General features: G+C 49.5%; 23 protein-coding genes. 8 read left to right on the top strand and 15 right to left on the bottom strand.

From position 1 onward, the window contains the following. Positions 1 to 30 precede the first annotated feature (30 nt). The 3 genes from ACI955_RS07315 to ACI955_RS07305 form a co-directional block, all read right to left on the bottom strand. Positions 31 to 1,737 carry an MFS transporter gene (locus ACI955_RS07315; RefSeq protein WP_415243082.1) on the bottom strand — a complete coding sequence of 569 codons (1,707 nt, stop codon included), beginning with the start codon at positions 1,735 to 1,737 and terminating at the stop codon, positions 31 to 33. Positions 1,738 to 1,874: 137 nt separating this feature from the next. Then, on the bottom strand, positions 1,875 to 3,314 hold the full coding sequence (locus tag ACI955_RS07310) for an LVIVD repeat-containing protein (RefSeq protein ID WP_415243081.1): 1,440 nt from the start codon (positions 3,312 to 3,314) through the stop codon (positions 1,875 to 1,877). A 50-nt stretch (positions 3,315 to 3,364) separates the two neighbouring features. Beyond that, positions 3,365 to 4,033 carry a DUF305 domain-containing protein gene (locus tag ACI955_RS07305; protein WP_415243080.1) on the bottom strand — a complete coding sequence of 223 codons (669 nt, stop codon included), beginning with the start codon at positions 4,031 to 4,033 and terminating at the stop codon, positions 3,365 to 3,367. Positions 4,034 to 4,397: 364 nt separating this feature from the next. Here ACI955_RS07305 and ACI955_RS07300 point away from each other — a divergent pair, with 364 nt between their 5' ends. After that, positions 4,398 to 4,604, top strand: a complete 207-nt coding sequence (locus tag ACI955_RS07300; RefSeq protein WP_415243079.1) for a hypothetical protein — start codon at positions 4,398 to 4,400, stop codon at positions 4,602 to 4,604. 62 nt (positions 4,605 to 4,666) lie between these two features. Here the strand turns inward: ACI955_RS07300 and ACI955_RS07295 are convergent, their stop codons facing one another. Both ACI955_RS07295 and ACI955_RS07290 read right to left on the bottom strand, forming a co-directional pair. Next, positions 4,667 to 6,175, bottom strand: a complete 1,509-nt coding sequence (locus tag ACI955_RS07295; RefSeq protein WP_415243078.1) for a transglutaminase-like domain-containing protein — start codon at positions 6,173 to 6,175, stop codon at positions 4,667 to 4,669. Further along, on the bottom strand, positions 6,172 to 7,065 hold the full coding sequence (locus ACI955_RS07290; protein WP_415243077.1) for an alpha/beta fold hydrolase: 894 nt from the start codon (positions 7,063 to 7,065) through the stop codon (positions 6,172 to 6,174). The genes ACI955_RS07295 and ACI955_RS07290 overlap by 4 nt, the downstream gene beginning before the upstream one ends. 255 nt (positions 7,066 to 7,320) lie before the next feature. Between ACI955_RS07290 and pomA the strand changes: the two genes are divergently transcribed. The 4 genes from pomA (at position 7,321) to ACI955_RS07270 (ending at position 10,066) form a co-directional block, all read left to right on the top strand. Then, on the top strand, positions 7,321 to 8,091 hold the full coding sequence (pomA, locus tag ACI955_RS07285) for a flagellar motor protein PomA (RefSeq protein WP_415243076.1): 771 nt from the start codon (positions 7,321 to 7,323) through the stop codon (positions 8,089 to 8,091). Next, on the top strand, positions 8,092 to 8,931 hold the full coding sequence (locus ACI955_RS07280) for a flagellar motor protein MotB (protein ID WP_415243075.1): 840 nt from the start codon (positions 8,092 to 8,094) through the stop codon (positions 8,929 to 8,931). It abuts the gene before it with no gap. A gap of 92 nt (positions 8,932 to 9,023) precedes the next feature. Beyond that, the gene (locus ACI955_RS07275; protein WP_415243074.1) at positions 9,024 to 9,608 is read left to right on the top strand and encodes a hypothetical protein; all 585 of its coding nucleotides are present in this window, start codon (positions 9,024 to 9,026) and stop codon (positions 9,606 to 9,608) included. 119 nt (positions 9,609 to 9,727) lie between these two features. Continuing rightward, positions 9,728 to 10,066: a HopJ type III effector protein gene (locus ACI955_RS07270; protein ID WP_415243073.1), complete on the top strand. Its 339-nt coding sequence runs from the start codon at positions 9,728 to 9,730 to the stop codon at positions 10,064 to 10,066. Between the two features lie 38 nt (positions 10,067 to 10,104). On the opposite strand, the gene bfr is transcribed toward ACI955_RS07270, so the two are convergent. Beyond that, a complete protein-coding gene (bfr, locus tag ACI955_RS07265) occupies positions 10,105 to 10,584 on the bottom strand; it encodes a bacterioferritin (RefSeq protein ID WP_415243072.1) in 480 nt (159 codons plus the stop codon). Positions 10,585 to 10,711: 127 nt separating this feature from the next. Beyond that, entirely contained in the window at positions 10,712 to 10,909 is a 198-nt protein-coding gene (locus ACI955_RS07260) for a bacterioferritin-associated ferredoxin (RefSeq protein WP_415243071.1), read from the bottom strand. 244 nt (positions 10,910 to 11,153) lie between these two features. Between ACI955_RS07260 and ACI955_RS07255 the strand changes: the two genes are divergently transcribed. Continuing rightward, the gene (locus ACI955_RS07255) at positions 11,154 to 11,756 is read left to right on the top strand and encodes a peroxiredoxin (RefSeq protein ID WP_415243070.1); all 603 of its coding nucleotides are present in this window, start codon (positions 11,154 to 11,156) and stop codon (positions 11,754 to 11,756) included. Between the two features lie 151 nt (positions 11,757 to 11,907). On the opposite strand, the gene ACI955_RS07250 is transcribed toward ACI955_RS07255, so the two are convergent. From ACI955_RS07250 to ACI955_RS07215, 8 genes are all read right to left on the bottom strand, one after another. Beyond that, entirely contained in the window at positions 11,908 to 12,489 is a 582-nt protein-coding gene (locus ACI955_RS07250; protein ID WP_415243069.1) for a superoxide dismutase, read from the bottom strand. Between the two features lie 112 nt (positions 12,490 to 12,601). Continuing rightward, positions 12,602 to 13,234 (bottom strand): ribonuclease T, encoded by a 633-nt coding sequence (gene rnt / locus ACI955_RS07245; RefSeq protein WP_415243068.1) that lies wholly within the window; start codon positions 13,232 to 13,234, stop codon positions 12,602 to 12,604. 7 nt (positions 13,235 to 13,241) lie between these two features. Beyond that, complete coding sequence (gene pyrC, locus ACI955_RS07240; RefSeq protein ID WP_415243120.1) at positions 13,242 to 14,276, bottom strand: dihydroorotase; 1,035 nt, start codon at positions 14,274 to 14,276, stop codon at positions 13,242 to 13,244. 148 nt (positions 14,277 to 14,424) lie between these two features. Then, on the bottom strand, positions 14,425 to 14,730 hold the full coding sequence (locus tag ACI955_RS07235) for a ComEA family DNA-binding protein (protein ID WP_415243067.1): 306 nt from the start codon (positions 14,728 to 14,730) through the stop codon (positions 14,425 to 14,427). A gap of 119 nt (positions 14,731 to 14,849) precedes the next feature. Continuing rightward, positions 14,850 to 15,908: a spermidine/putrescine ABC transporter substrate-binding protein gene (locus tag ACI955_RS07230; protein ID WP_415243066.1), complete on the bottom strand. Its 1,059-nt coding sequence runs from the start codon at positions 15,906 to 15,908 to the stop codon at positions 14,850 to 14,852. Between the two features lie 40 nt (positions 15,909 to 15,948). After that, a complete protein-coding gene (locus ACI955_RS07225; RefSeq protein ID WP_415243065.1) occupies positions 15,949 to 16,731 on the bottom strand; it encodes an ABC transporter permease in 783 nt (260 codons plus the stop codon). Beyond that, a complete protein-coding gene (locus ACI955_RS07220) occupies positions 16,718 to 17,644 on the bottom strand; it encodes an ABC transporter permease (RefSeq protein ID WP_415243064.1) in 927 nt (308 codons plus the stop codon). The genes ACI955_RS07225 and ACI955_RS07220 overlap by 14 nt, the downstream gene beginning before the upstream one ends. Positions 17,645 to 17,647: 3 nt before the next feature. After that, positions 17,648 to 18,730, bottom strand: a complete 1,083-nt coding sequence (locus ACI955_RS07215; RefSeq protein WP_415243063.1) for an ABC transporter ATP-binding protein — start codon at positions 18,728 to 18,730, stop codon at positions 17,648 to 17,650. Positions 18,731 to 18,945: 215 nt separating this feature from the next. Between ACI955_RS07215 and ACI955_RS07210 the strand changes: the two genes are divergently transcribed. Together ACI955_RS07210 and ACI955_RS07205 are read left to right on the top strand one after the other, a co-directional pair. Beyond that, a complete protein-coding gene (locus tag ACI955_RS07210; protein WP_415243062.1) occupies positions 18,946 to 20,169 on the top strand; it encodes an argininosuccinate synthase in 1,224 nt (407 codons plus the stop codon). A 140-nt stretch (positions 20,170 to 20,309) separates the two neighbouring features. Further along, positions 20,310 to 23,246 carry a choice-of-anchor I family protein gene (locus ACI955_RS07205; protein WP_415243061.1) on the top strand — a complete coding sequence of 979 codons (2,937 nt, stop codon included), beginning with the start codon at positions 20,310 to 20,312 and terminating at the stop codon, positions 23,244 to 23,246. The last annotated feature ends 24 nt before the right edge of the window (positions 23,247 to 23,270 follow it).

The following is a 23,270-nucleotide window of genomic DNA, read 5'->3' as shown; positions in this document are numbered from 1 at the left end:
CATAGTGAACGGCTCTATTAGGGCCGTTCATTAATTATTTAAAGGCCCTATATGGACTATTGGCTCTTGCTTTGGATCTGGCGAATCTGCATCCCAGCGCACGGAGCCGAAGGGGCGATCTAGATAGCGCCGAACGTGCTTGATACTGCCATTAATGGTGACGGCGTCAGCGGCGGCCTGAGCATCGATATCGGCTTTGGTGTAGCGATCACGCATCCGTAAATAATCACCCCAAGTTGGAAAATGGAAGCGTTCTACCCACAGTTCAGCGTCGGCGATGTCGCGGCTGATTGACCAGTTAAAGCCGCCGTTGCGTAAACGTACCCGCCGTACTTCCTGCATTGCATCGTAATATGAGCGCGCTTTTGACGGGTTCAACTGATACTCAATTTCTATCACCACCGGGCCGGAGCGCATGGTAATCGCAAGGGCAACCTCGGGCTCGAATGAGATGGCGACGGCTTCGACGCCGGCATTATTGGCCTCGGGCAGTCGCAGGAAAATTGATAGCAGTGGCATCGCTAGCATGACAGTACCGGACGCAATAATGGCGATCTCTATAGACCATTGATTGGCAACATTACCCCACAGCCATGCCCCTATGGCGATGCCGCCGGTCAGCATTGAAGAAAATAGCGATAGCGCCCGCGCGGTTACCCAGCGCGGTGCTGACAGCTGAACAGAAATATTAAGCAGCGAAATCGTTAACATACTGGCGCCACCGGCAATCAGCATGCCTAGGCAGGTGAGGATTAATGTCCGGCTGCAGCCGACGCCGATTAAGGCTAGGCCACTCAACACGGCAAGCGCAGAAACGGATTTTTCAGTGCCAAAGCGCTGATGAAAGACATTAATGAGTAGCGCGCCGCCCACGGCGCCCACGCCGCCGGCACCCAGTAAAATCCCGAAGGTACTGGCGTTGCCACCGAGTAAGTCTTTGGCAATAAGCGGCGCCAAGGCGGTTGCTGTTGCGGCAGCTAGGCCGAAAACGAAGGTGCGTATCAGAACGGTTCTAATGGGATTGGAATGAAAAGCATAGCGGACCCCAGATACAATGGCGCGGCTAATACGTTCTGGTGGCAGGCGCGAGACAATATGCCCGCGTTTCCACAAAAAAAAAGCCAGAATCAGTGGCAGATAGCCGACAGCATTGGCGGCAAAGGCGGCTTGAGCGCCAAGGGTGACCACGAGCAACCCGCCCACTGCGGGGCCAAAGCTGCGAGCAATATTGTAGCTAATAGTATTGAGTGCAATCGCTGCGGGTAGGTCTCTGCTTGTGACTTGCTCGCCAATAGAAGACTGCCAGGCGGGGGCGAAAATGGCGATGCCGGTGCCGATTAAGAAGCAAAATGTCAGGAGCACCCAGGGGCTAGTTAATTCAAAATAGGCGAGTAGTGACAAGCTGATGCCGAAAAAAGCGGCAATGCTGAGCCCGAGCATGGCAATTTTGCGACGATCGAACATATCGGCTATCGCGCCTGCGGGCAGTGCAACCAACATCAGCGGCAGCATCATGGCGGTTTGTACTAAAGCCACCATACTGGGTGAATCGGTGAGACGGGTCATCTCCCAGGCGACGCCGACACCGAGAATTAAGTGGCCAAAGTTGGACAGCAGGCTGGCGCTCCAAATACGGAAAAACGCCGGTTCGTGCAGAGGTGCTAAGGCTGAGGGTGGTTCGGTAATCTTCGCGCCTTCGATGGTATCGTCAGCTGCGTTCTCGGGTTTGCTTGTCATACTAAAGGCATCATTTCTGGAACGTTATTTATATTAACGGTGTTATTTTGCTCTTGTGCTGCGGTGTATGCCATTTAAATTCTACCCGTCTGCTTACTCGCGGCGCAGTATCGGCGGCCGCGAGATAATAGCCGCTGTTACCACGCACCGTTAGTAACGCGAATGGCATAGAAGCCGCTGTAGCCGTCGGTATACCAAATCTCTTTGCGCTCGGTGACAAAGGCGGGGCTAGACATCGCCCAGTTGCTGGCGGGGGCGGGGACCGTGAGGACTCTGGGCTGTACCGGGGCATTGTAATAGGCGACTTCGCGGGGCTTGTAGGGATCGCGGATATCAAAAATGCGCAGCCCCGAGATAATCATGCTGCAGGCGACGATGTCTGGGTCAACTCTGGTGGGAATATTGCAGTAGTGCCCAGCGTAGCCACCGGTGGGGTTTTGCGCGCCGGGATCAGCGGCAATAGCCTCGCGGTTTTCGGGCTCATGAACTTCCAGGCGCAGATTAGAAATCACCCGTGGTTGGGTTTCGTCGCTAATATCGATAATACGTCCAGCACCGACAACGGCGCCGTGAGCGGCAACAGCGGTTGCACCGCCACCTTCGCCACCCTGAGTTTTGGAGTATTCATCAATTTCCAATAAATAGGCTTTGCCATCGCGGGTAAAGGGAATAGCATTTTGAGGAATGGTTTGATTGTCCCAGCTGATGCTAGCTACTTCCCGGACTTGAGGATTGCTTACCCGTGCTTGAATTTCCGACACGTCCATTATCAGCACACCCTTACCATTGCCTGAGGCGAGATAAGCTCGGTTGCCATCGTTGCTGATAGACAGACCATGAGAGCTGTAATTCCCGCTCCATATAGGCAGTGGTAGCTGTGGATTCGAAATGTCTACCGCAGTTAGGGTGGGGGTGCCGGGGGATGCCGAATAAAAGGTTTTGCCATCGGGTGCGATGCCGCTTTCATGGCCAAGAACGCCAACTAGGGCAGAAGATTGTAATTGTGGGTCGCGGCAATCGGCTGATAGGTCATACACATCGACAATACCGGGATAAACGCCAGGGTTGCCCATAACAGCGGCTAAAATACCTGCTTGCTGTGACACCACCAGAGATTCGTGTGGCGATAGCATCGCCGGGGTCAGGAGTCTTGCGCTGAGTACGGGGTTGGTGGGGTCGCTCATATCCAGCACATTGACGCCGACATTCAAGTCTAAGGCGTTGCTTGGAAAAAGTAGGGTGCTGTCGTAATAAGCGCACTCATTGCCGCTGGCATCCACGTAGCGTTCTACTTTAAAGCCGCCCACGGTGCCTATGGCATTGGGCACCATATATGAGCTCACCAGTTCGGTATTGCAGCTAAAGCCCTGAGCGGCCAAGCCACTGTCATGGTCTGCCTGACTGACGCGGCCTTGCATACCTTGCTCGGGTAATGAGCTCGTGCCGCAGGTGGCGCGAGGTGTGGCGCCTTCTGGGATAGCAGTGCTAGCGGTTGGATTGCTGTTGTCACTGCTGGAATTACAGGCTGCTATTGCACTACACGCAATTAGGGCGCTAAGGAAGGCGATGGGTTTCATACTTGTTCTCCGAGAATACTCGTATTGTTCTGATATGGGATGTCGTTAATCTACATGACCTTAGCGGCTGCTTTGGCTTGCGCATAGGCATTAAGTATGGCGCTAATATGCTGAATTTCCTTTGACTGGTCCAGTACGATTTGCGCTGCCAGCAGTTTAACAGCCGGCAAGTGGGCCTCTTCAGTCGCGAAACGAGCCATAGGCACACCGCCCTGATGATGCGCTAGCATTAACCTAAGGTACAGGGTGTCGCGATCACTGCCCGCCGACATCCTGAGTTGTTGCATATCTTCGGCGCTGGCGAGGCCGGGCATGCCTTCGGCGGATTTGCCGCAATCAATTACATACTGCTGAAACGCCTCGTCCAAAGGCTTTGAGCCCATTAGCATCCAGACCATTTCTTTTGATGCTGGGACAAAGGGCTTGTCCCATAGTCGCAGCCAACCCTGTATTTGCCCTAGCTCTAATAGCTGCTGGCCGGCTATATTTCGCGCTAGAGGTCTGAGGCCGCTGGGTCGACCGTCTAGTATTAGCTGCGACATGGCAATGGCTTGCTGGTGGTGAATGGCCATAGATTGACTAAAACCTATATCGATTTGGCTGGGCTGATATTCAGCTAGTTGCGCCCGTATTTGCTCTAATTGCCGCGATTGGGAATAGAGGCCGATAGCTGCAAGGCTAATAAGAATGGCGGCGAGGGTGTAACGCAGAGTAGGCATACTTATAGTGGCGCCAGCTTGAATGGGTAAATCATTATAAATAGAGGCCTTAATTATTAGCAGTTTTATATGGAGCTAGCTTTTACTTGGCACAATATATGGATTGGCTTTGGGCCCCAGATCTTATGGGGTGCCAAAATTATGCGATAGCGCCGTGTAGGTCAAGACGACGCTGGGTGTCCTATGCGCGTTGGAGTGAATGCCGGAGTATGAAAGCTTACGTTTCTTCACGTTTTTCTTCATTGTCATATTAAATTCATAACACTGTAACAATAGTACACGATAATTGGCCCGTTAAAGCCCTCCCGCAGTGTGTGAAGGTTGCCACAATTCAGATTAGCTGCCTAAGGGCGATGGAGTAGATATGAGTGTAAATAGTTTTGTACGTGTAATGATGCTTGCGGCAGTAGCCTCGATTGCTACACCAATGAGTGCAATGGCTGACGAAGCCGTACAGCTAATTGAAGAAGTAACGGTTGTTGGCGCGGTTCGCGGCGGCGCTGTCGTAGTTGCCGATATTGACTTGGCTAGCGACGAAGCATTGCAAGAAATGCCGGTTGCTTACGAGTAATCAGCAGTCATTAGAATTTGCTTGCCCCTTCGGTAGTTTTTTGTCAGGCGTCGTTGATCTTATCAGCGATGTCTGATTTGTATTGCCGATTCGATATTGATTTTGTGTAGTTGTTCATTGATTTTCAGTATATCTGCCTGGTCGCCATTGCTCAGTCCAAGAGCGATATAACCGGCGGTAAAAGCCCCCAGTCCGCTGTCATAGCTTTCCCAACGTTCTCCCGTCCATGCCTGTACCCATGCGTGTGGCACAAACACGTATTTTCGTCCCAAAAAGCGCTCATTAGTGTAGGCGAGCCCAAATACTACCCGGGTCGGTATCTCTGCCGCTCTGGCAAGTGTGGCGAGCAGCACAGCGTGCTCCGTGCAATCGCCCTGTTTACTATTGTAGGCTTCCAGCGCTGTTGCATAACCTGAATAGCTGGCCTCGTCGCTCATATGTCGCGTGACATAGCGCGTCAGGCGCTGCATCTGGCCGCTCACGTCGGCGTTGAGGTCTGGCAGTATTTCAGTGATAAGGTTTTTAAATAGGGGGTTCTGCGCGGGCAGCCAGTAGTTGCTGCTCAGTGCCGTATGCAAATCCGCTGCACTGGGCGGCGCTTCTGAGCCGCAATCTCGGCAAATGACAAGCTCGGTACCCTGCGGCGTTCGCTTTACCTCCTGTTCGTAGGTGGTTGGCGGCAGCAAACTAAAGTCACCCACTAGGCGATAACGTATTTTACCGTTTAGCGCGGTGTCAGTGATTTTATAAGGTGATTGAATCAGCTGTCGGTAAACGTGGGTGTTGGGGACAAAGCTCGCCGTTGCGCAGGCTTTGTCGCAGCTGGCAATAACGACTTCGTCACCGTTTGAATGGCTGCGTTCAGTTAAAGGATGAAATTCCTTGTCGGCGAAAATGTCGGTGTATTTGCTACTGCCGCCAATAACGGTGGCTCTTTGTATATGCCAGGTGTAATCGGGCTGATCTGGGCTGGAGTAGGGTTTTATTGTTAGCTGAGTCTTGTTGAACTGACGCGTACTAAAATTCCAGCTGTAATACTCTAATTGGCGAACCGCACCGGTTTGTTTAAGTAGCGCGAGCCGCAGGCCTTCTGGCAAGTAGAAAGGTTGTTCTATGGGGTAATACTCTACTTTTGCACTTTCTTTGAGCCGCAATGCGAGTGAGTTTCCTTTTGCGATCGCGCTCATCTGGTGGTTGGCGGTGTCTGATACTATGGTTTTATACAAGGCGATAGGTTTGCCAGACTTGGATTCGTGATAGCTCAGCGTGGTGGTGATTTCTCGGTCTCGGCTGCCTGGTTGGCTCAAGGTAACAGATAGGGTTTCGGTGGTTTTAATCAGTGCCTTGGTGCTTTCTTTGAGGATGTGGCGATAGCCCATCTTGTGGTCGCCAAGGCTGACTGACTGCCATTGCTCGCTTGTGCCATCTCGGGCTTGCTCCTCGGTCTCTTGTGTAGACCCGCAGGCGGCTAATAACGTGGCGAATACCAGTACGGCAAGGCATTTTGCCGTTTGGTAAACGGGGCGCCGAATACTGTCATTCCGAGCTGAAATTACGCGCGAGTTCATCATATTGCTGTGCTGATGAGTTGGTTTTCGCGGAGCCAAGTATAGCTTTTTTCAACAACTTGTTCGCAATCTTCCTGCAGCGCCATGTGGCCCGCGCCAGTGATGACGCCGTGACTGACCAAGGGTGAAACCCGCGCCATATTGCGCGCAAAATCGTGTCCTTTGTGAAGATAAGAATGTTCGGCGCGCAATACCAAGGTGGGCACTTTCATATAACGTAAGGCCTGCCAAGGAGAATAGACGTGCTGAAAGTTGTGGGCTTCCCATTCGCGGCTGTATCGTAATTTGAAGCTGTTATCGGTTTGCTCAATAAGACCGGCTTGGGCGTAGTCTTCAATCGCAGTATCTGAAAAACGTCGGTATGCCGATTTGCCGCGATGGTAATCTATAAACGTCGCTCGGCTTTCCCAGATCGGCTTTCGTCGCCGCGTACTTTTTACAAGATTCAACTGGCCTCGCAGTCTGGTCGGGGTAATTGCCGCCACCGCTGGCAGGATTCGGCCGGGAATGACAGCTGGGTCAACCATCAGTAATGCCTTAAACAAATCAGGTCTTTTGGCCGCCGCAAGTGCGCTCACCGTTGCGCCAATAGAGTGCCCGATCGCAATGACGGGGCCTTTTTGCTGTGTGTTTCGTCGATAGTCTAAAAAGGCGATTAAGTCTTCTGCGTGTTGCAGCCATGTAAAGTCCCGCGGCGGCAGCTGGTCGCCCCACGCTCCTCTATTTTCAAGTCCGAGAATACTGAAATCGCTGTGAAAATATTTAAGGAAGAAATCGTAGCTAGCAATCGGAAAACCATTTGCCGCTGAGAAATGCAGGGTATCTGAGCTTGTTTGACGCTCTAACCAACGTGCGGGACCTCGGCCAAAATCTAGATGATGTTCAGTAAGCATGACGTGATTTTGAGAACCCCTTCTGTTTGTTGCGCAAGCATACCATGTGGAAAAGGGCTAGGTGTATTACTAAGGTTTTACATTGACTTAGGGCTAAATACTGCAAATTTGGCCTGCGCTATCAGGGTATTCTCTTATATAGAGAACGCGTCTTTAGCCGTTAAGTGGAACACGTATGAGGGTAATAGTCGACGATGCTTATTTCATGAATCGACACTATACCTGACTGAGTAAATAAGACATTGGAGAAGTCAGTTGGATATCGCAACGCTATTAGGCATGTTAGGCGCACTTGGCGTCATTGTCGCGGCAATTTTGATCGGTGGGAGTGCAAGCGGTTTTATTGATGCGCCAAGTTTTTTGATTGTCGTTGGCGGCGGGTTGCTCGCTAATTTAGTGAAGTTTCCCTTAGATCAAACATTGGGTGCGTTTAAAGTGGCGTCCCGCGCATTTGTGCACAAGACTACTAGCTCGGAAGCCCTGATCGCTCAGTGCATGGAAATGGCTGGTGTTGCTCGCAAGGAGGGCTTACTTGGCCTGGAGTCTCTTGAAATAACCAACGAATTTTTAAACAAAGGCGTACAAATGGCAATTGATGGCCATGACCCAGAGTTTGTGCGACGGGTATTAAATAAAGAGATCAATATGGCCATTGAGCGCCATGAAATGGGCGAGGCAGTATTTAAAGGCTTTGGTGAGTCTGCTCCGGCGATGGGGATGATAGGTACGCTAGTGGGTTTGGTTCAAATGATGTCGAATATGTCAGACCCCAAAGCGATCGGTCCGGCTATGGCCGTGGCTTTGTTAACGACGCTGTATGGCGCTGTTTTGGCAAACGTGGTTGCCTTACCCATGGCAGAAAAACTCGCTTTTAGAACTTCAGAGGAGCGTCGCAATCGTCACCTCATCCTTGAGGCGGTGGACGGTATTCAAGAGGGGATCAATCCCCGTGTCTTGGAATCCCTGTTATCGACATATTTACCCGATAATAAGCGCGAGCCAGACAAGAAGGCGGAGGAGGCGTAAGTGGATGACCTTCCTGTTAAAAAGCCGGCTGCCGGTGCCCCGGCTTGGGTATTAACCTTTGCCGACTTGATGTCTTTGCTGCTCGCGTTTTTCGTACTGTTGTTTTCGTTCTCGGAGATGGATAGACAGAAATTTAAAGAACTGTCGGGATCAATGAAAGATGCGTTTGGGGTGCAGCGTGACGTGCCCGCATTTAAACCCCCTATGGGCACAAGTATGATCGCACGGGATTTCACTCCCGGCGCAGTTCGACCGACGACGCTCGATGAGGTGCGCCAAGAGGCGGTGCGAGAAATGACTACCTTTGTGTCTCAAGAAGCCGATAACGATATACTTGATGATCTTGAAAAGGTGGCGGCACATCTTAAATTGGAAATTAAGGACGGCTTGGTTGAAGTTGAAAGTGATGGCAAGAGGGTCATTGTTATCAGAATTCGGGAAAGGGGGTCATTTCCATCAGGAAAATCTGAGCTGTCCCCGGGGTTTGACGCGGTTATTGCTAAGTTTGGTGATGTTTTAAATGACATTGGCGGTCAAGTAGTGGTTGCTGGTCATACCGATAATATTCCGATAAGCACGGATAGATTTTACTCAAATTGGGATCTGTCATCCGCGCGAGCTGCCACGGTGATTGGCAGTATTATCGAAAGTAGCGGACAGTCCCCCGACCGCTTTAGAGTAACCGGTTACGCAGATACAAGGCCTATTGACGACAATAATACGGTTGAGGGGCGGGCAAAAAACCGCCGTGTTGAAATATTTATGTTAAGGGGATCAACCAAAGATCCGGTGATGGGGGGTGTTGTTGGAGAATTCGATACGTCGCTCGGTGGTCAATAATAGCTAATGTAAGCTGGAGCCACACTAGTATTGCTTAAGCTGTCATTCAGTTAACTCCTGATACTTTAGGTAGACACAAAGGAGAAGCGATCATGATAAATAGCAAAGCACTACCTATTGGAAGCGCAGCCTCGATCCGTTATTTTGCTATTGCAGTACTGTTGATAGTGGCCGTTGCGGTGTCACCTAAGCAGGCCCATGCCGACGGCGTGGATACCTCCGTGGCGATAATAATTGGTGCTGCGGTATTATATGCTGCGCATGATTCTTATCGGCACGATCGTCGTTACAGTAAAAAACATGTGCATGGCCGGCACTGTGGTCATCAGCTGAGCTACCCTGATACCGACCATCACAATAGTGACAGGAATCGCTATAGCTATAATAATGGCTATCGGAGTCAGCATATTTATACCGACATTTATATAGGCAAGCACGGCGACAATTATTACCGAGGTGAAAATCACTATAGAGCTAATGACTATCGCCATGATAAGCAGGGAAGGCGTGACAGCTATGAGAACCATGGTCAGCGGCCCGACCGGTTCGCCCGCGATGACCGCAGCCATAAGCAGCAAGATAGTAAAGGCCAGCAAGGCCACGGCAGCTTGAATGACCGTCAACGACACAATGAGAAGTATTGGAATACTCGGCTAAAGGTAAGTCAGAGACACTAAAATATTTGCAGCAATGAATTAAGATACCAGACACGCTCTGGTATTTTTTTTGTCTGAAAGCCGGTGTCTTAGCCTTTATAATTAAACGATATCTATAACAAGGTATTAATGGAATTGAGATGACAAGCAAACAACTTATAGCCAAACTTAATCATTCAGCGCAGCCATTTGCAGACGTTATGGCGGTAATAGATAAAGAATATATGTTCACACCCGCTGCGTTCGGTAATGGCGAACAGCACAATGATGCCGGGACTAACAATGGATCGTGCAAAATTTTTGCTTTTGGTCTTTTGCACCAACTGAGTGAGCAGGCGACATTAAATGCCTTTGGCAATTATTATGTTAAAGACGTCCTGGAAAATCCGGCGGGGACTGATCATGCCAATATTCGGGGTTTCATGCGCAGCGGCTGGAAGGGCATACGTTTTGAGGGCGAGGCGTTAACGCCCAAATAGAGGGATAAAGTGCCTCAAGTCTGAGGCACTTAGCAATGCTAGCCGCCGATGCTACCGATCATAGATTGCTGGTAATTTTGAATGCCGACCTTGTCAATCAAGCTGAGTTGGGTTTCCAGCCAATCGACATGTTCCTCTTCAGATTCTAAAATCTCTGAGAAAAGATCCTTGGTGACGTAGTCGCTGACAGACTCGCAGTATTTAATACCATCTTTAAGATCTGGAATGGCTTTGAGCTCAAGGCTAAGGTCACACTCTAGAATTTCTTTGGTGTTCTCGCCAATCAGTAACTTGCCAAGATCTTGAAGGTTGGGTAGGCCTTCTAAAAACAGGATCCGCTCGATGAGTTTATCGGCATGTTTCATCTCATCGATGGATTCATGATATTCGTAGTCTGCTAACTCCTTTAGTCCCCAGTCTTTAAACATGCGGGAGTGAAGGAAGTACTGGTTGATTGCTACGAGTTCATTGCCGAGGGCTTTATTGAGGTAGGTAATAACCTGACTGTCACCTTTCATGCTTGTTGTCCTTTTGCATTAGCTGTACACAAGCTGTGATTGTGCACTTGCTAAAGCTTAAAAGTCAATCTAAGTGATTGATTTTAAAGGCTTAAGAGAAGGGTAAAACAAATCGTTATCAGTTGCATTACGCAGCGGCATAACACAGATTTTCGTCAAAGTTAGCCAGATAGCTATCGTAAACGTTGCGTGCCAGCGAGCCACATTTGCCGCATTGGCTTGCTAGTTCAAGTTGACGTCGAACCTCACGAAAGCTGCCAGCACCGTCATCTACGGCGTCTCGGATATGCTTGTCGGTAATACCCTTGCAGAGACAAACGTACATAATATCTTGAATCTCTATGGTTTCGAAGTTGAATGACAACCGTAATGCAAATGAGAATGCTTGTCAATTAACTTTTTGCAAGGGTTTTAGTCGTTTTGTAATAGCTTGAAACTAGGCTGCTGATAGGATAATTCAATGGGATTGGGGAGAGGTGGTGTGTATGATTGCCGGCCAAAATCAGATTTTCACGGCATGTTTAGTCGTTTAATAAATTTATACTAATTATTATTCAAAGGTGTATTACATGGGTGTTCTCGTAGGCAAGCCGGCTCCAGATTTCACCTGCGCAGCAGTATTGGGTACTGGCGAAATTGTTGATAGCTTTACATTAAGCGAAGCGGCTAAAGGTAAGTACGCATTGCTGTTCTTCTACCCGCTTGATTTCACATTTGTTTGCCCTTCAGAGCTGATCGCATTGGATCACCGCATGGATAAATTCCGTGAGCTAGGTGTGGAGGTCATTAGTGTGTCCATCGATTCACAATTTACGCACAACGCATGGCGCAATACGGCTATTAAGGATGGTGGCATTGGTCCGGTAACATACACTATGGCTGCTGATGTTCGTCACGATATTTGTCGCGCCTATGATGTGGAGGCTGAGACTGGCGTTGCGTTCCGCGGTGCATTCTTAATTGATAAAGAAGGCTTGGTCCGGTCGCAGTTGATTAACGATCTACCACTCGGCCGTAATGTTGACGAGTTAGTACGCTTGGTTGAAGCACTGCAGTTCCACGAGGAGCATGGCGAAGTATGTCCAGCTGGCTGGAACAAAGGCGACAAGGGTATGAGCGCGTCACCCGATGGCGTTGCTGCATATTTATCAGAAAATTCTGACAAGCTATAAGATAGACGTTGATCATAGAAACTCGCGCTACTGGAACGTAGTGCGGTTTTTTATGGCTTAGACATAGTCGGTTAATGCGAAGGATTTTTTTTGGCGCAAAAAAAACCCCGCATAGGCGGGGTTTTTAGGTGCATTTTAGCGATAAGCTAATTTATGCAAAGTTTGCTGTCGCAAATTCCCAGTTCACCAATTTCCAAAAACCTTCTAGGTATTTTGGGCGGGCATTACGGTAGTCAATATAATAGGCGTGTTCCCAAACATCGGCGGTAAATAGCGGTATTTGGCCTTCGCGCGCAATGGGGGTATCGGCATCATCAGTATTGACGATCTCGAGGCTACCATCAGTATTTTTAACTAACCACGTCCAACCGGAACCGAAGTTACCTACCGCTTTACCATTGAATGCCGTTTTGAATTCTTCGAAAGAACCAAAGGCTTTATCAATTGCCGCAGCCAATTCGCCTATTGGAGCACCGCCGCCACTTGGGCTAAGGCTGTGCCAGTAGAAAGTGTGGTTCCAAACCTGGGCGGCTTGATTAAATAACACACCACTGGAAGTCTTGATGATCTCTTCTAGTGACTTGCCTTCAAATTCGCTGCCTGGTACCAATTCATTCAGCTTGGTTAAGTACGCGTTATGGTGTTTGCCGTGGTGGAAGTCAAGGGTTTCGGCAGAGATGTGTGGTGCCAATGCGTCTTTTGCATAGGGTAGTGCTGGTAATTCAAACGCCATGTGATTCTCTCCTGAGTATGGTTTTGGGTTGTAATATCGTTAACAGTTGAGGCTGATACACGTTATATTTTACCGCTTTTTCCGCTCTGAGTCGTGAATTAACGTGGTCACCTCAGGACCATCGCCAGCCACCTAATTGCTGCCAACGGTTGACGATCTGGCAGAACAATTCGGCAGTTTTAAAGGCGTCGTAGGCAGCGCTGTGAGCTTCGTCGTTATCGAAGTCTATCTCGGCTAGCTGACAAGCTCTGGCCAATACGGTATGGCCGTAAACAAGTCCCGAAAGACTGGCAGTGTCCATAACCGAAAAAGGGTGGAAGGGGTTGCGTTTGATGTTGCTGCGCTCGACAGCGGCTAATACAAAGCCGAGATCAAAATGCGCATTGTGCCCCACCAGCACCGCCCTGGTGCACCCACTGGCTTTTACTTGTTGGCGAATTCGCTTCATCAGTTCGCCCATCACTGTCACTTCTTTTTGGGCCAGCCTTAACGGGTTATGGGGATCAATCCCGGTAAATTCAAGGGCGGCGGGCTCTAAATTTGCGCCTTCGAATGGTTCTACATTGTAGCTAAGGGTTTCATCGGGCTCTAGTTGGCCGGAGTCGTCCATGCGTAAAAATGTAGCCGCAATTTCAAGTACTGCATCGGTTTGGCTGTTGAAACCGCCGGTTTCAACGTCGATGACTACCGGTAGGAAGCCCCGAAATCGTTGTGCCATCATCGATTTTTCATCGTTGAATTCCATGTTCATCTCAGGCTAGTTGCCAGTGCAGTTGTTCACCGCCACGCAGCGGAAAAATGGTATCGTTGCCCAGCGGAAGTTGCGCCGGCGCGGTCCAGCTGTTTCTTTGCAAAATAATGGTGTCGCTATTGCGTGGCAGACCATAAAAATCGGCCCCGTAAAAACTTGCAAACCCCTCTAATTTTTCCAGCTTTCCTGCTGTTTCAAATGCCTCGGCGTATAGCTCCATTGCCGCGTATGCGGTGTAGCAGCCGGCACAGCCGCAGCTACTTTCTTTTTTGTCACGGGCGTGCGGCGCCGAGTCGGTACCTAAAAAGAATTTAGGGTTTCCCGAGGTTGCCGCGGCAATAAGCGCCTGCTGGTGGGTATTACGCTTGAGTATAGGGAGGCAGTAATAGTGAGGTCGAATACCGCCCGCCAGCATATGGTTGCGATTGTATAATAGGTGGTGGGCGGTGATCGTGGCCGCAACATTGTCGCCAGATTCTTTTACAAACTGCACTGAATCGGATGTGGTGATGTGTTCTAGTACTAATTTGAGGGCGGTAAAGCGCTCGACGATTTGACGTAAGTAGCGATCAATAAAGTGTGCTTCACGATCAAAAATATCAATATCAGCATCGGTGACTTCGCCGTGAACTAACAGCGGTAAGCCGTGTTTTTCCATGCATTCAAATATTGGATAGAGATTCTCAATATTCGTCACACCCGAATCTGAATTGGTGGTGGCGCCGGCTGGATAAAGTTTTGCAGCGAATACCACATCAGATGCGGCGGCGGCGGCAATGTCCTCAGCGCTGGTGTTGTCGGTAAGATAAAGCACCATTAAAGGCTGCAGCTTATGACCGGTAGTCGGCAACGCGTCTTCAATCCGATGCTTATAGGCCGCCGCTTCAGCAAGGTTACGCACGGGCGGGGTTAAATTGGGCATAACAATAATGCGACCAAAATAGCGGCTAGCGTCTGCAACGGTGTGAGTTAATACATCGCCGTCTCGCAAATGAATATGCCAGTCGTCGGGGCGGGTGATTTCTAAGGTTTGCATGCTGGGCCTTAATACTAGCATCTGCCGAGCTACCTATTGGGGTCGGCTTTGGACGCGTGGGATCTTGCAAGGAATGCTACAGGAATTTGAGGGGGGTATAAACACCTACCGCTCGGGCATGGCCGGTGTTTATGACCGTCTTCTTGGATTACTTGGGGGGTGTTGCCGGTTTATTACTAGCGAATGTTAATTCTTCGCCATTAGCGTTAATGACACTGACGCCCACGCCCGGCACGCTCAATAGATCTTGGGCAGAGCGAATGGGTCCATTTTCTCCGCGATAGCGAATAATAGCTTCTGCGCGTTTGGGGCCAATCCCTTTCAATGTTTGTAGCTCTTCTACAGTGGCGGTGTTGATGTCCAGGGCGTAAGCGAGATTGATAAAGGGGCCTAAAAGCATCAAAGCAAGCAAAAAAACGGGTGCGGCCCGTCGGCCGAATAGATGTTTCATCATAAAATCCCTTTTCAAGATGAAGTTGCTGGGAACACGTTTAAAGTGGGCACACCGGCTGGTATGCCCATTTAAAGCATAGAACATATCGAAAATTATGCAAAGCTGCCCACTTGCTAGGCTTAGCGAACTTTGACTTCGGTCCACAGTTTATTGAGGAGTCGGCGTTGTTTGGCGTTGCGCGCAGCGAAAGTTTCCAAGCCTTTCTGCACTTCGTCGCTGGGGAAGATTGCTGATATTTTTAAAATCTCAGGCTCGATAAAGGGCGTTGCTGCCGCATTTGGGTTGCCCGTTCCAACCACGTTAGTTAATTCAGCGGCATTTTCTGGCGCCATCATGAAGTTGATAAATTGTAAGGCCAGCTCAGGGTCACGCGCTTTTTTAGGAATCACCATGTTGTCCAGTGCCAAAACCGCACCTTGTTTAGGTAATACAAAGTTAACGCTAAATTCCCGACCGGCATCAGCGGCGTCAGCGCGCGCTTGAAACATATCGCTGGAGTAACCGTGGGCAACCCAAATGTTGCCAACGGTGAGCTCTTTGATGTAGCTAGACGAATTAAAAGCCGCCCAGTATGGCTTGGCTTTTAAAATTAGTGCTTGGGCCTCTTTGAGGTGTTTTTCGTCATTATCGTTAATCGAGTAACCGAGGTACTTAAGCGCTGCCGCGAATAGCTCTTCCGAGTCATCCATTACCGTGACCTTGCCTTTGATTTTTTTTAACACGGCAGGATCAAAAATGATTGACCAGTCACTTGGGTCTATACCTAGCTCTGCTATCTTCTGCTCATTATAGCCAATCAAGGTTGTGGTAAATGCATAAGGCAGTGAGTATATATTACCGGGATCGTAGTCTTTATTGAGAAAACCCTTGGCGGTGTTGCCAATATTGCTCAGTTTGCTTTTATCTAGTGGTAATAAGAAACCCTGTTTAACTAGCGCTTCGACTGCGTTTTGAGTGGGTATAACAACATCGTAGTCGCCAGCGCCGGCCAGTAATTTGGCCATCATTTCCTCTGTGGCAGAAAAATAATCCTGTACCACTTTACAGCCGCACTCGGCTTCAAAGCGGCTCACAGTATCTTCAACGATATAGTCGTTCCAGTTAAATAAATGCAACGCCTTCTCGGCCATAGCAAATTGCGAAAGGCACAGCACAAAACAGCACAGTAACTTTTTCACGGTAGCATCCTTCTTCATGGTTGGGTAAAGGGGTATGGGCTTATTGTCTCAACACCATTGGTGAGATTCGGGAGAGCGCTGTGATAAGAATAAGCGTGACCAGCATTAGCAGGGTCGACACCGCGTTGACTTCAGGTGTGACAGCAATTTTCACCATCGAATAGATCTCCAGTGGCAAGGTTGAGCTGCCAACACCCGCAGTAAAAAACGTAATGACAAAATCGTCAATAGAAAGTGTAAACGCCATCATGCCGCCCGCAATGATGCCGGGCTTTAGCAATGGCAGACTGATGAGCCGAAAGGCTTGCAATGGCGTTGCGCCAAGGTCGCGAGCGGCCTCAACTAGGCTTTGATCCATGCCTGACAGTCGAGATTGCACGGCCAGTGCGACAAAGCCGATGCAAAAACTGACATGGGCAAGAATGACGGAAGTCATCCCCAGGGTCACGTTGAACAGAATAAACATAAGTAGCAGGCTGATACCGATTAAAATGTCGGGCATTGCGATGGGGCCAAGGACTAGCGCCGACAGCCATTTCTGTCGGAAGCGATAAATAGAGAGGCCAGCTAAGGTGCCTAATATGGTTGCAATGAGGGCGCTGATACTGGCGATGATGAGCGAGTTAGCAGCCGCGTGAAGAATGTCACCGTTTGCCAATAACTTTTCATACCACTTCCACGTAAACCCCACCCACTCGGCGTTGAGTTTAGAGTCGTTAAATGAAAACACCACAACCACCACAAGTGGCAGGTACAAAAACAGGTAAACCAAGGTGCCAACGCTGCGCAGTATTTTGCTGGGATGGGCATTACTTTTTACCATTGCTCTCTCCTGGAGGGCGACCTAACTTAGCGGCTAAAAGCACCAATAACAGCGTGATAGCAGTCAGAACCAGCGAGAGTACGCTACCGAACGGCCAGTCGCGAGATTCTACAAATTGCTGTTTAATCACATTGCCAATCATTATGCCGTTGGTACCGCCGAGTAGATCGGGAATCGCAAAAATACCTAATGACGGGATAAATACCAATACTGCGCCTGCGTAGATGCCGGGTAGTGATAACGGCCAGGTAATTAGCCAGAAGCATTTAAACCGATTGGCTCCAAGGTCTTGTGCCGCTTCCAATAGGCGATGGTCGTGTTTTTCCAAATTCGCGTACAAAGGCAAAATCATAAACGGAAGATGGACATAAACTAAGCAGGTTATAACGGCCGTGTTACTGAACATCAGGGTAATGGGTTCCATCCCCAGACTGCTCATAAGGGTGTTCAATCCGATAGTAAGTGCGCCCTGCGGACTGAAAATAATCATCCATGCGTAAATCCGCACCAAAAAATTACTCCAGAAGGGGAGTATCACTAATAGTAGTAATAAGTCGCGGTAGCGTTTGTTACTGCGAGCAATCATGAGCGCTAGAGGGTAGGCCATTGCAAGGCAAATTAGGGTCGTGATCAGTGCGTAGGTGAGCGATTTTATCAGTAGGCTCAGATAAATATCAGACTCAAATAGGCGCTGCCAATTCTCTAGCGTGAAGTCGAGGGTAACGCCGCCATCGTCAATGTAATACCAAGGCGCTAGACCGCCGTATTCGCCGGGAAAGCGGAATGAAGCAAATAGCATCATCAGGCTGGGGACAGCGAAAAACAATAGCAGATAAAGTCCCGGTGGTAGAGACAGTAAAGCGCGAGTAAGGCGATCGCCGCGGCTTATGGTCTTGGTACTCAGCGTGTTCACTGGCTAAGGCACCAGATGGCCGGCGTCCGTGCGCCAGGCAATTTGAACGGCATCGCCGCTGTCGAAAAGGCGCGTGCGACCGGGTGCGTCATTGGCGAGCATGGCTTCAATTAAAACGCCGTTGGCCAGTTCAATGATATAAACCGTGACGTCGCCTAAATACAACATATCGTGCACGCGGCCACTGAACTGGGCTTCTCCGGTGGCAGCATCCAACTGTGCGGCCAAGCGAATCTTTTCAGGCCGCAGCGTGAGAGCGCAGGAATCCCCCGGCGAGAGTGTGATTTCAGGATTGGTGCAAGCGTCCAATTCACCCAGCCCCTGGATTGAAATGCGCAGGTTTTGGTCGCCAACGCTGATGACTGTGGCATCAAGTAGATTGCAATGACCGATAAAGTCCGCCACAAAGCGGTTATCTGGGCAGCTATAGAGTATGGAGGGCTCATCAATTTGACTGATTTCACCTTTATTCATTACGGCAATGCGGTGGGAGAGCGCCAGCGCCTCGCCTTGATCGTGGGTGACGTAAACGAAGGTGATGCCCACTTCTTTTTGTAAATTGATAAGTTCGATCTGCATTTGTTCGCGCAGCTTAGCGTCCAAAGCTGACAGTGGCTCATCCAGTAGTAATAGTCGTGGCCGATTTACCAAGGCGCGGGCGATAGCAATACGCTGTTTCTGGCCACCGGAGAGTTCGTCCGGATAGTGATTAATCTTGTCAGGTAGCCGAACGTCTTCGAGAATGTTGCGCACCATTAAATTGATATCCGGTTTGGCTATATTGGCCATGCGCAGCGGAAAGGCGATATTTTCGGCAACGGTCATGTGGGGGAACAGGGCGTAGCTCTGGAAAACGGTGTGTATTGGGCGCTGCTCAGGCATCAGTGCGGTGATGGGTTTACCGTCCAGCAAAATTTCGCCTTGGTCAGCTTGGTCGAAACCGGCAATGAGCCGTAACAGCGTGGTTTTACCGCAACCCGAGGGGCCGAGTAGAGTGAAAAACTCACCCGACCGAATGTGCAAATTTACTTTGTTTAAAGCCACAAAGTCGCCAAAACGACGCGAAACATCAATGATTTCTAACACTGGTAGGCGGGCTTCCGTGGCGGATTGCAATGCTTGCTATTTTTTACGCTGATGATTGCCGCGTCAATAGTTATTATCTCTCTAATTTGGCTTGATTACGGGTATATTGCAGGTCTTTTAACGTGGCATGGCGCGGCGGCGCAAAGACCGGTAAAATGGCGCTCTTTTTTCATCCCGCAGGCATGGCGTTATGTGGGGCTTCAGCGGAGTGTGTAATGTCGGATATCAACAAGGTTGTGTTGGCCTATTCAGGTGGCCTCGATACCTCGGTTATTGTCAGGTGGCTGCAAGATACCTATAAGTGTGAGGTGGTAACGTTTACCGCCGATATAGGTCAAGGCGAGGAAGTTGAACCCGCCCGCGCCAAAGCCAAGGCACTTGGTGTGCAAGAAATCTATATTGATGACCTTCGCGAAGAGTATGTGCGTGATTTTGTCTACCCCATGTTTCGCGCTAATGCGATTTATGAGGGGGAGTATTTGCTTGGTACCTCTATTGCTCGGCCACTGATCGCCAAGCGACTGATTGAGATTGCCAATGAGACTGGTGCCGATGCGATTTCTCACGGTGCGACGGGTAAAGGTAATGATCAGGTCCGTTTTGAGTTGGCCGCATACTCGTTGAAACCGGGTATTAAAGTGATTGCGCCTTGGCGCGAGTGGGATCTAACCTCACGCGAAACCCTGATGGCGTATTGTGCAGAACGCGATATTCCAGTGGATTTTGCCGGCAAAACTAAAAAGTCGCCCTATTCAATGGATGCTAATTTACTTCATATTTCCTACGAGGGTGGCAAGCTGGAAGACCCATTCTGGGAGCCGGAAGAAGATATGTGGCGTTGGAGCGTAAGCCCTGAAGCGGCGCCAGATACGCCGACTTATATTGAAATTGGTTATCAAAAAGGCGATCCAGTGACATTTAATGGCGAGGCATTGAGCCCGGCTACTATGTTGGAGACCCTGAATAAAATTGGTGGTGATAACGGTATCGGTCGTTTAGACCTCGTTGAAAACCGCTATGTGGGAATGAAGTCACGTGGTTGCTATGAAACACCGGGCGGCACCATTATGCTGCGCGCTCACCGGGCAATCGAGTCGATTACTTTAGATCGCGAAGCGGCGCATTTAAAAGATGAATTGATGCCACGCTACGCCAAATTGATCTATAACGGTTATTGGTTCAGCCCCGAGCGTCGCATGCTGCAGGCTGCCATTGATGAGTCGCAGGATTTTGTGAACGGGATTGTTCGCCTGAAACTCTACAAGGGCAATGTGGTCGTAGTGGGTCGCAAGTCAGATAATTCATTGTTTGACGAAGCGATTGCGACCTTTGAAGATGATGCTGGCGCATATAATCAAAAAGACGCAGAAGGCTTTATAAAGCTTAATGCCTTACGCCTGCGGATTGCAGCGAATAAGGGACGGTCTCAGCTGTCTTAATGGCAAGTAAGAAAAGGCGCGCGGTTGCGCCTTTTTGTTTTAATGACAAAGAAGCTAATGACGGCCGGATTGTCTGGCCACTATGCTTAAGCTCCGGCGCACGTTTGTGCTGACTGTATTTGCAAAATGGGACGCTATTGATGACTTTTTTTGAACCGCAGACTTCCACGTGCAGCATTAAGATGCTGTCGCTCGCCATAGGTATCGCGACGCTTGCGGCCTGCGGTGGTAGTAATAATAACTCGTCGGGATTCTCCGGTACTGAGCCCAATTCTAGGCAGTTTACTATCACTGAAAGTTTGGCGGCGGTGTCATTTACTGGCGGTTCAACGCTAGACCTTACTGAGAACTTTGGCAGCGGCGCATTTCGCCCTATCAGTGAATCGAATAATGTGTTTTACACTATTAGCGATCGCGGCCCGACCATTGACTGTGCTGATAGCCAGACAGCCATTGGGGTGAGCAATTTCTGCGGCGCCAATAGCGGTTCGATTTTTGCGATACCGACCTATACCCCTAAGATTGTTAAGTGGCAGCTCAGTGGTGTCGGCACTGAATTGAAACTGGAGCAAACGGAAGTTATCACCTTAAAGGGTGATAGCAGCGGACAGGCTCTGAACGGCTTGCCAAATACGTTTAGTAATTCAAGTAATGAAAAAGCCTTTGGGCCTGACGGCGCTGAGTTAGCGGCATCGGCAAATGGCATTGATCCAGAGGCGTTGGTCAAACTCGACAATGGCAAATATTGGATTGCCGAGGAAAATGGCCCAAGTTTGCTGCTCGTCGATGAAGATGGTCGAGTTTTGCAGCGACAAGTTCCAGCGGGTGAGGCCAATGACCTCGGCGGCGCAAATTACGTGGTTAGTGACAGTATTTTACCGGGTATTTTTTCCCGTCGTAAGACGGGTCGCGGTATCGAAGCCTTGGCGGTAACTCCAGATAATGTGTATTTGTATTTTATTATGCAGAGTCCGCTGGCGAATCCTGACAATGCGAGCGCCGACAGCTCTCGGATAGTGCGTATTGGTAAAATTGAGCTTAATAGCGACGGCACACCAAGCGCGATGGTCGGCGAATATTTGTACCGTCTCGATCCTGCGTCAAATTTCGGAATCAAATCCACTAATACTGGTGATCTCGACGGCAACGGAGATTTTCTCGACCAGAATGTTGTAACGATTAATGAAGCCGTTGCCCTCGCTGAAGATTACCTGGTCGTTGTCGAGCAGGCGAAAACCATTAGCAAGTACTTCCGAATTAACCTTGCTAATGCTACCAATATTCTTGGTACCAATTTCGATTTGGTCGATACTGTGCCGAGCTTGGAGCAACAGGAAAGCCCGGCTGACATCAAGTTTGCCACTAAGCAATTGGGCTTCGATTCACTTACTATGCCGCTGCCTAGCACTATCGATCCATTAGCTGAAAACATTGAGGCGATGGCCTTGCTGGATACTAACTTCGCAGTGCTACTCAATGATAACCAGTACGGTATTTATGGTGATGCGAGTATTGCTGCCGTTGTGCCTATCGGCGCGTTTGTGGTGCAAGCTGCACCGCCAGTAGCGCCATCGCTAGACTATGTAGATTCCGCGTCTTATGCGCGCGATGATGCCATCAGTGGTGCCAATGCAGCCACTTCAGTGGCTACCGACAGCATTAACGGTCAGATGTTTGTGGTAAATAATCAGGCCAACGTGGTCGATGTTTGGGATATTTCCACTCCGCTTACACCGCCTACTAGCCTTAGCCAGCTAAACCTAACGGTCGCAGCGAATGATGCGGGCATTAGTATCGGCACGCCTAAATGGGTGGCGGTTGGCAATAATTATGTGGCGGTGGCGATTGATAATGCTAATCCCCAAGCCAACGGTATTGTTGCGCTATACGCCCTTGAGGATCTGAGTTTGGTCAGCACCTACGACGTCGGTGCGACACCTAAAATGCTAGTGTTTGGGCTTTTGTCCAATCGTATTTTGGTAGCCAATGAGGGCGTTCCTAGTGACGACTACAGCGTTGACCCTGTTGGTTCTGTCACCGTGATAGATATTTCAGACGGTGTTGACGTGCCAACGATCACCACTATCGGGTTTGAAGATTTTAATGTCGGTGGTAGTGAAGCATTAGACGCTGGTGTGCGGATTTTTGGTGCAAATGACCCGTCGGTTGCCCAAGATTTAGAGCCAGAGCATATAGCGGTGTCACTGGATAACAGAAAGCTATTTGTGACCCTGCAAGAAAATAATGCCGTGGCGGTTATCGACTTAGCTAGTCTTAGTATCGACCGCATTGTTGCTCTTGGAAGCAAAAACTTTGGCGTTGCCGGCAATGAGCTAGATGTAAATGATAATGGCAACATCGACATTCGCACATGGGATGGCGTTTATGGCCTGTATCAGCCAGATGGTATTTCCGCTTACCGCTTTGGCAATAAGAATTATTTTGTGACTGCGAATGAAGGTAAGGTAAGAGCGAACACTGCGTTTACTGAAGCGGTGCAAGCGCAGGAGCTCGATGGTGTTGGCGGTAAGCCCAGTATTGATACTGCGAATCCAAGCTTTTTGGCGGCACAAGATAGCGATCAGTTAGGCCGCTTAATTGTTAGCACTAAATCCGGCGATACCGATAACGATGGCGACATCGACCAGATTTCTGCCTTTGGTGGACGTTCATTCTCCATATGGAATGAAGACGGAGAATTGATGTATGACTCTGGATCCGATCTAGCCAAAGTTACCCAAGCTATCGCGGCTAGTGGTTTTAACGACGGCGATCAGGGCAGCGATGAAAGTGGCGCTAAGCCCAAGGGTCTCGCCCTGTTGTCTAGCCTAAGCCGGATATACGCCTTTGTAAGTCTTGAGCGTACTGGCGGCATTGCGGTTTACGACATTACCTCTCCGCTGGGTGTGCAGTTTGTTCAGTACGTCAATAAACGTGAGGAAGTGGCGGATGTTGGCGAGTACGGCGCAGATGGTATTACGGCGTTCTTCCTGGATGGCAGCGCCTATCTAGCGGTCGCGAATGCGAAAACGGGGAATGTTCGAGTTATTCAGATTGACCCGGGCCTAACTCAGTAGATTTATAGTTTTATGATATAGAAA

Source organism: Zhongshania sp. (assembly GCF_047636175.1).
GTDB lineage: Bacteria > Pseudomonadota > Gammaproteobacteria > Pseudomonadales > Spongiibacteraceae > Spongiibacter.
This window is presented reverse-complemented; position numbering and strand designations above follow the sequence as displayed.

Bases quoted from the DNA above. Each gene is read 5' to 3' on its own strand.
- ACI955_RS07315 (WP_415243082.1), bottom strand. From the start codon at position 1,737: ATGACAAGCAAACCCGAGAACGCAGCTGACGATACCATCGAAGGCGCG.
- ACI955_RS07310 (WP_415243081.1), bottom strand. From the start codon at position 3,314: ATGAAACCCATCGCCTTCCTTAGCGCCCTAATTGCGTGTAGTGCAATA.
- ACI955_RS07305 (WP_415243080.1), bottom strand. From the start codon at position 4,033: ATGCCTACTCTGCGTTACACCCTCGCCGCCATTCTTATTAGCCTTGCA.
- ACI955_RS07300 (WP_415243079.1), top strand. From the start codon at position 4,398: ATGAGTGTAAATAGTTTTGTACGTGTAATGATGCTTGCGGCAGTAGCC.
- ACI955_RS07295 (WP_415243078.1), bottom strand. From the start codon at position 6,175: ATGATGAACTCGCGCGTAATTTCAGCTCGGAATGACAGTATTCGGCGC.
- ACI955_RS07290 (WP_415243077.1), bottom strand. From the start codon at position 7,065: ATGCTTACTGAACATCATCTAGATTTTGGCCGAGGTCCCGCACGTTGG.
- ACI955_RS07275 (WP_415243074.1), top strand. From the start codon at position 9,024: ATGATAAATAGCAAAGCACTACCTATTGGAAGCGCAGCCTCGATCCGT.
- ACI955_RS07270 (WP_415243073.1), top strand. From the start codon at position 9,728: ATGACAAGCAAACAACTTATAGCCAAACTTAATCATTCAGCGCAGCCA.
- bfr (WP_415243072.1), bottom strand. From the start codon at position 10,584: ATGAAAGGTGACAGTCAGGTTATTACCTACCTCAATAAAGCCCTCGGC.
- ACI955_RS07260 (WP_415243071.1), bottom strand. From the start codon at position 10,909: ATGTACGTTTGTCTCTGCAAGGGTATTACCGACAAGCATATCCGAGAC.
- ACI955_RS07255 (WP_415243070.1), top strand. From the start codon at position 11,154: ATGGGTGTTCTCGTAGGCAAGCCGGCTCCAGATTTCACCTGCGCAGCA.
- ACI955_RS07250 (WP_415243069.1), bottom strand. From the start codon at position 12,489: ATGGCGTTTGAATTACCAGCACTACCCTATGCAAAAGACGCATTGGCA.
- rnt (WP_415243068.1), bottom strand. From the start codon at position 13,234: ATGGAATTCAACGATGAAAAATCGATGATGGCACAACGATTTCGGGGC.
- pyrC (WP_415243120.1), bottom strand. From the start codon at position 14,276: ATGCAAACCTTAGAAATCACCCGCCCCGACGACTGGCATATTCATTTG.
- ACI955_RS07235 (WP_415243067.1), bottom strand. From the start codon at position 14,730: ATGATGAAACATCTATTCGGCCGACGGGCCGCACCCGTTTTTTTGCTT.
- ACI955_RS07225 (WP_415243065.1), bottom strand. From the start codon at position 16,731: ATGGTAAAAAGTAATGCCCATCCCAGCAAAATACTGCGCAGCGTTGGC.
- ACI955_RS07210 (WP_415243062.1), top strand. From the start codon at position 18,946: ATGTCGGATATCAACAAGGTTGTGTTGGCCTATTCAGGTGGCCTCGAT.
- ACI955_RS07205 (WP_415243061.1), top strand. From the start codon at position 20,310: ATGACTTTTTTTGAACCGCAGACTTCCACGTGCAGCATTAAGATGCTG.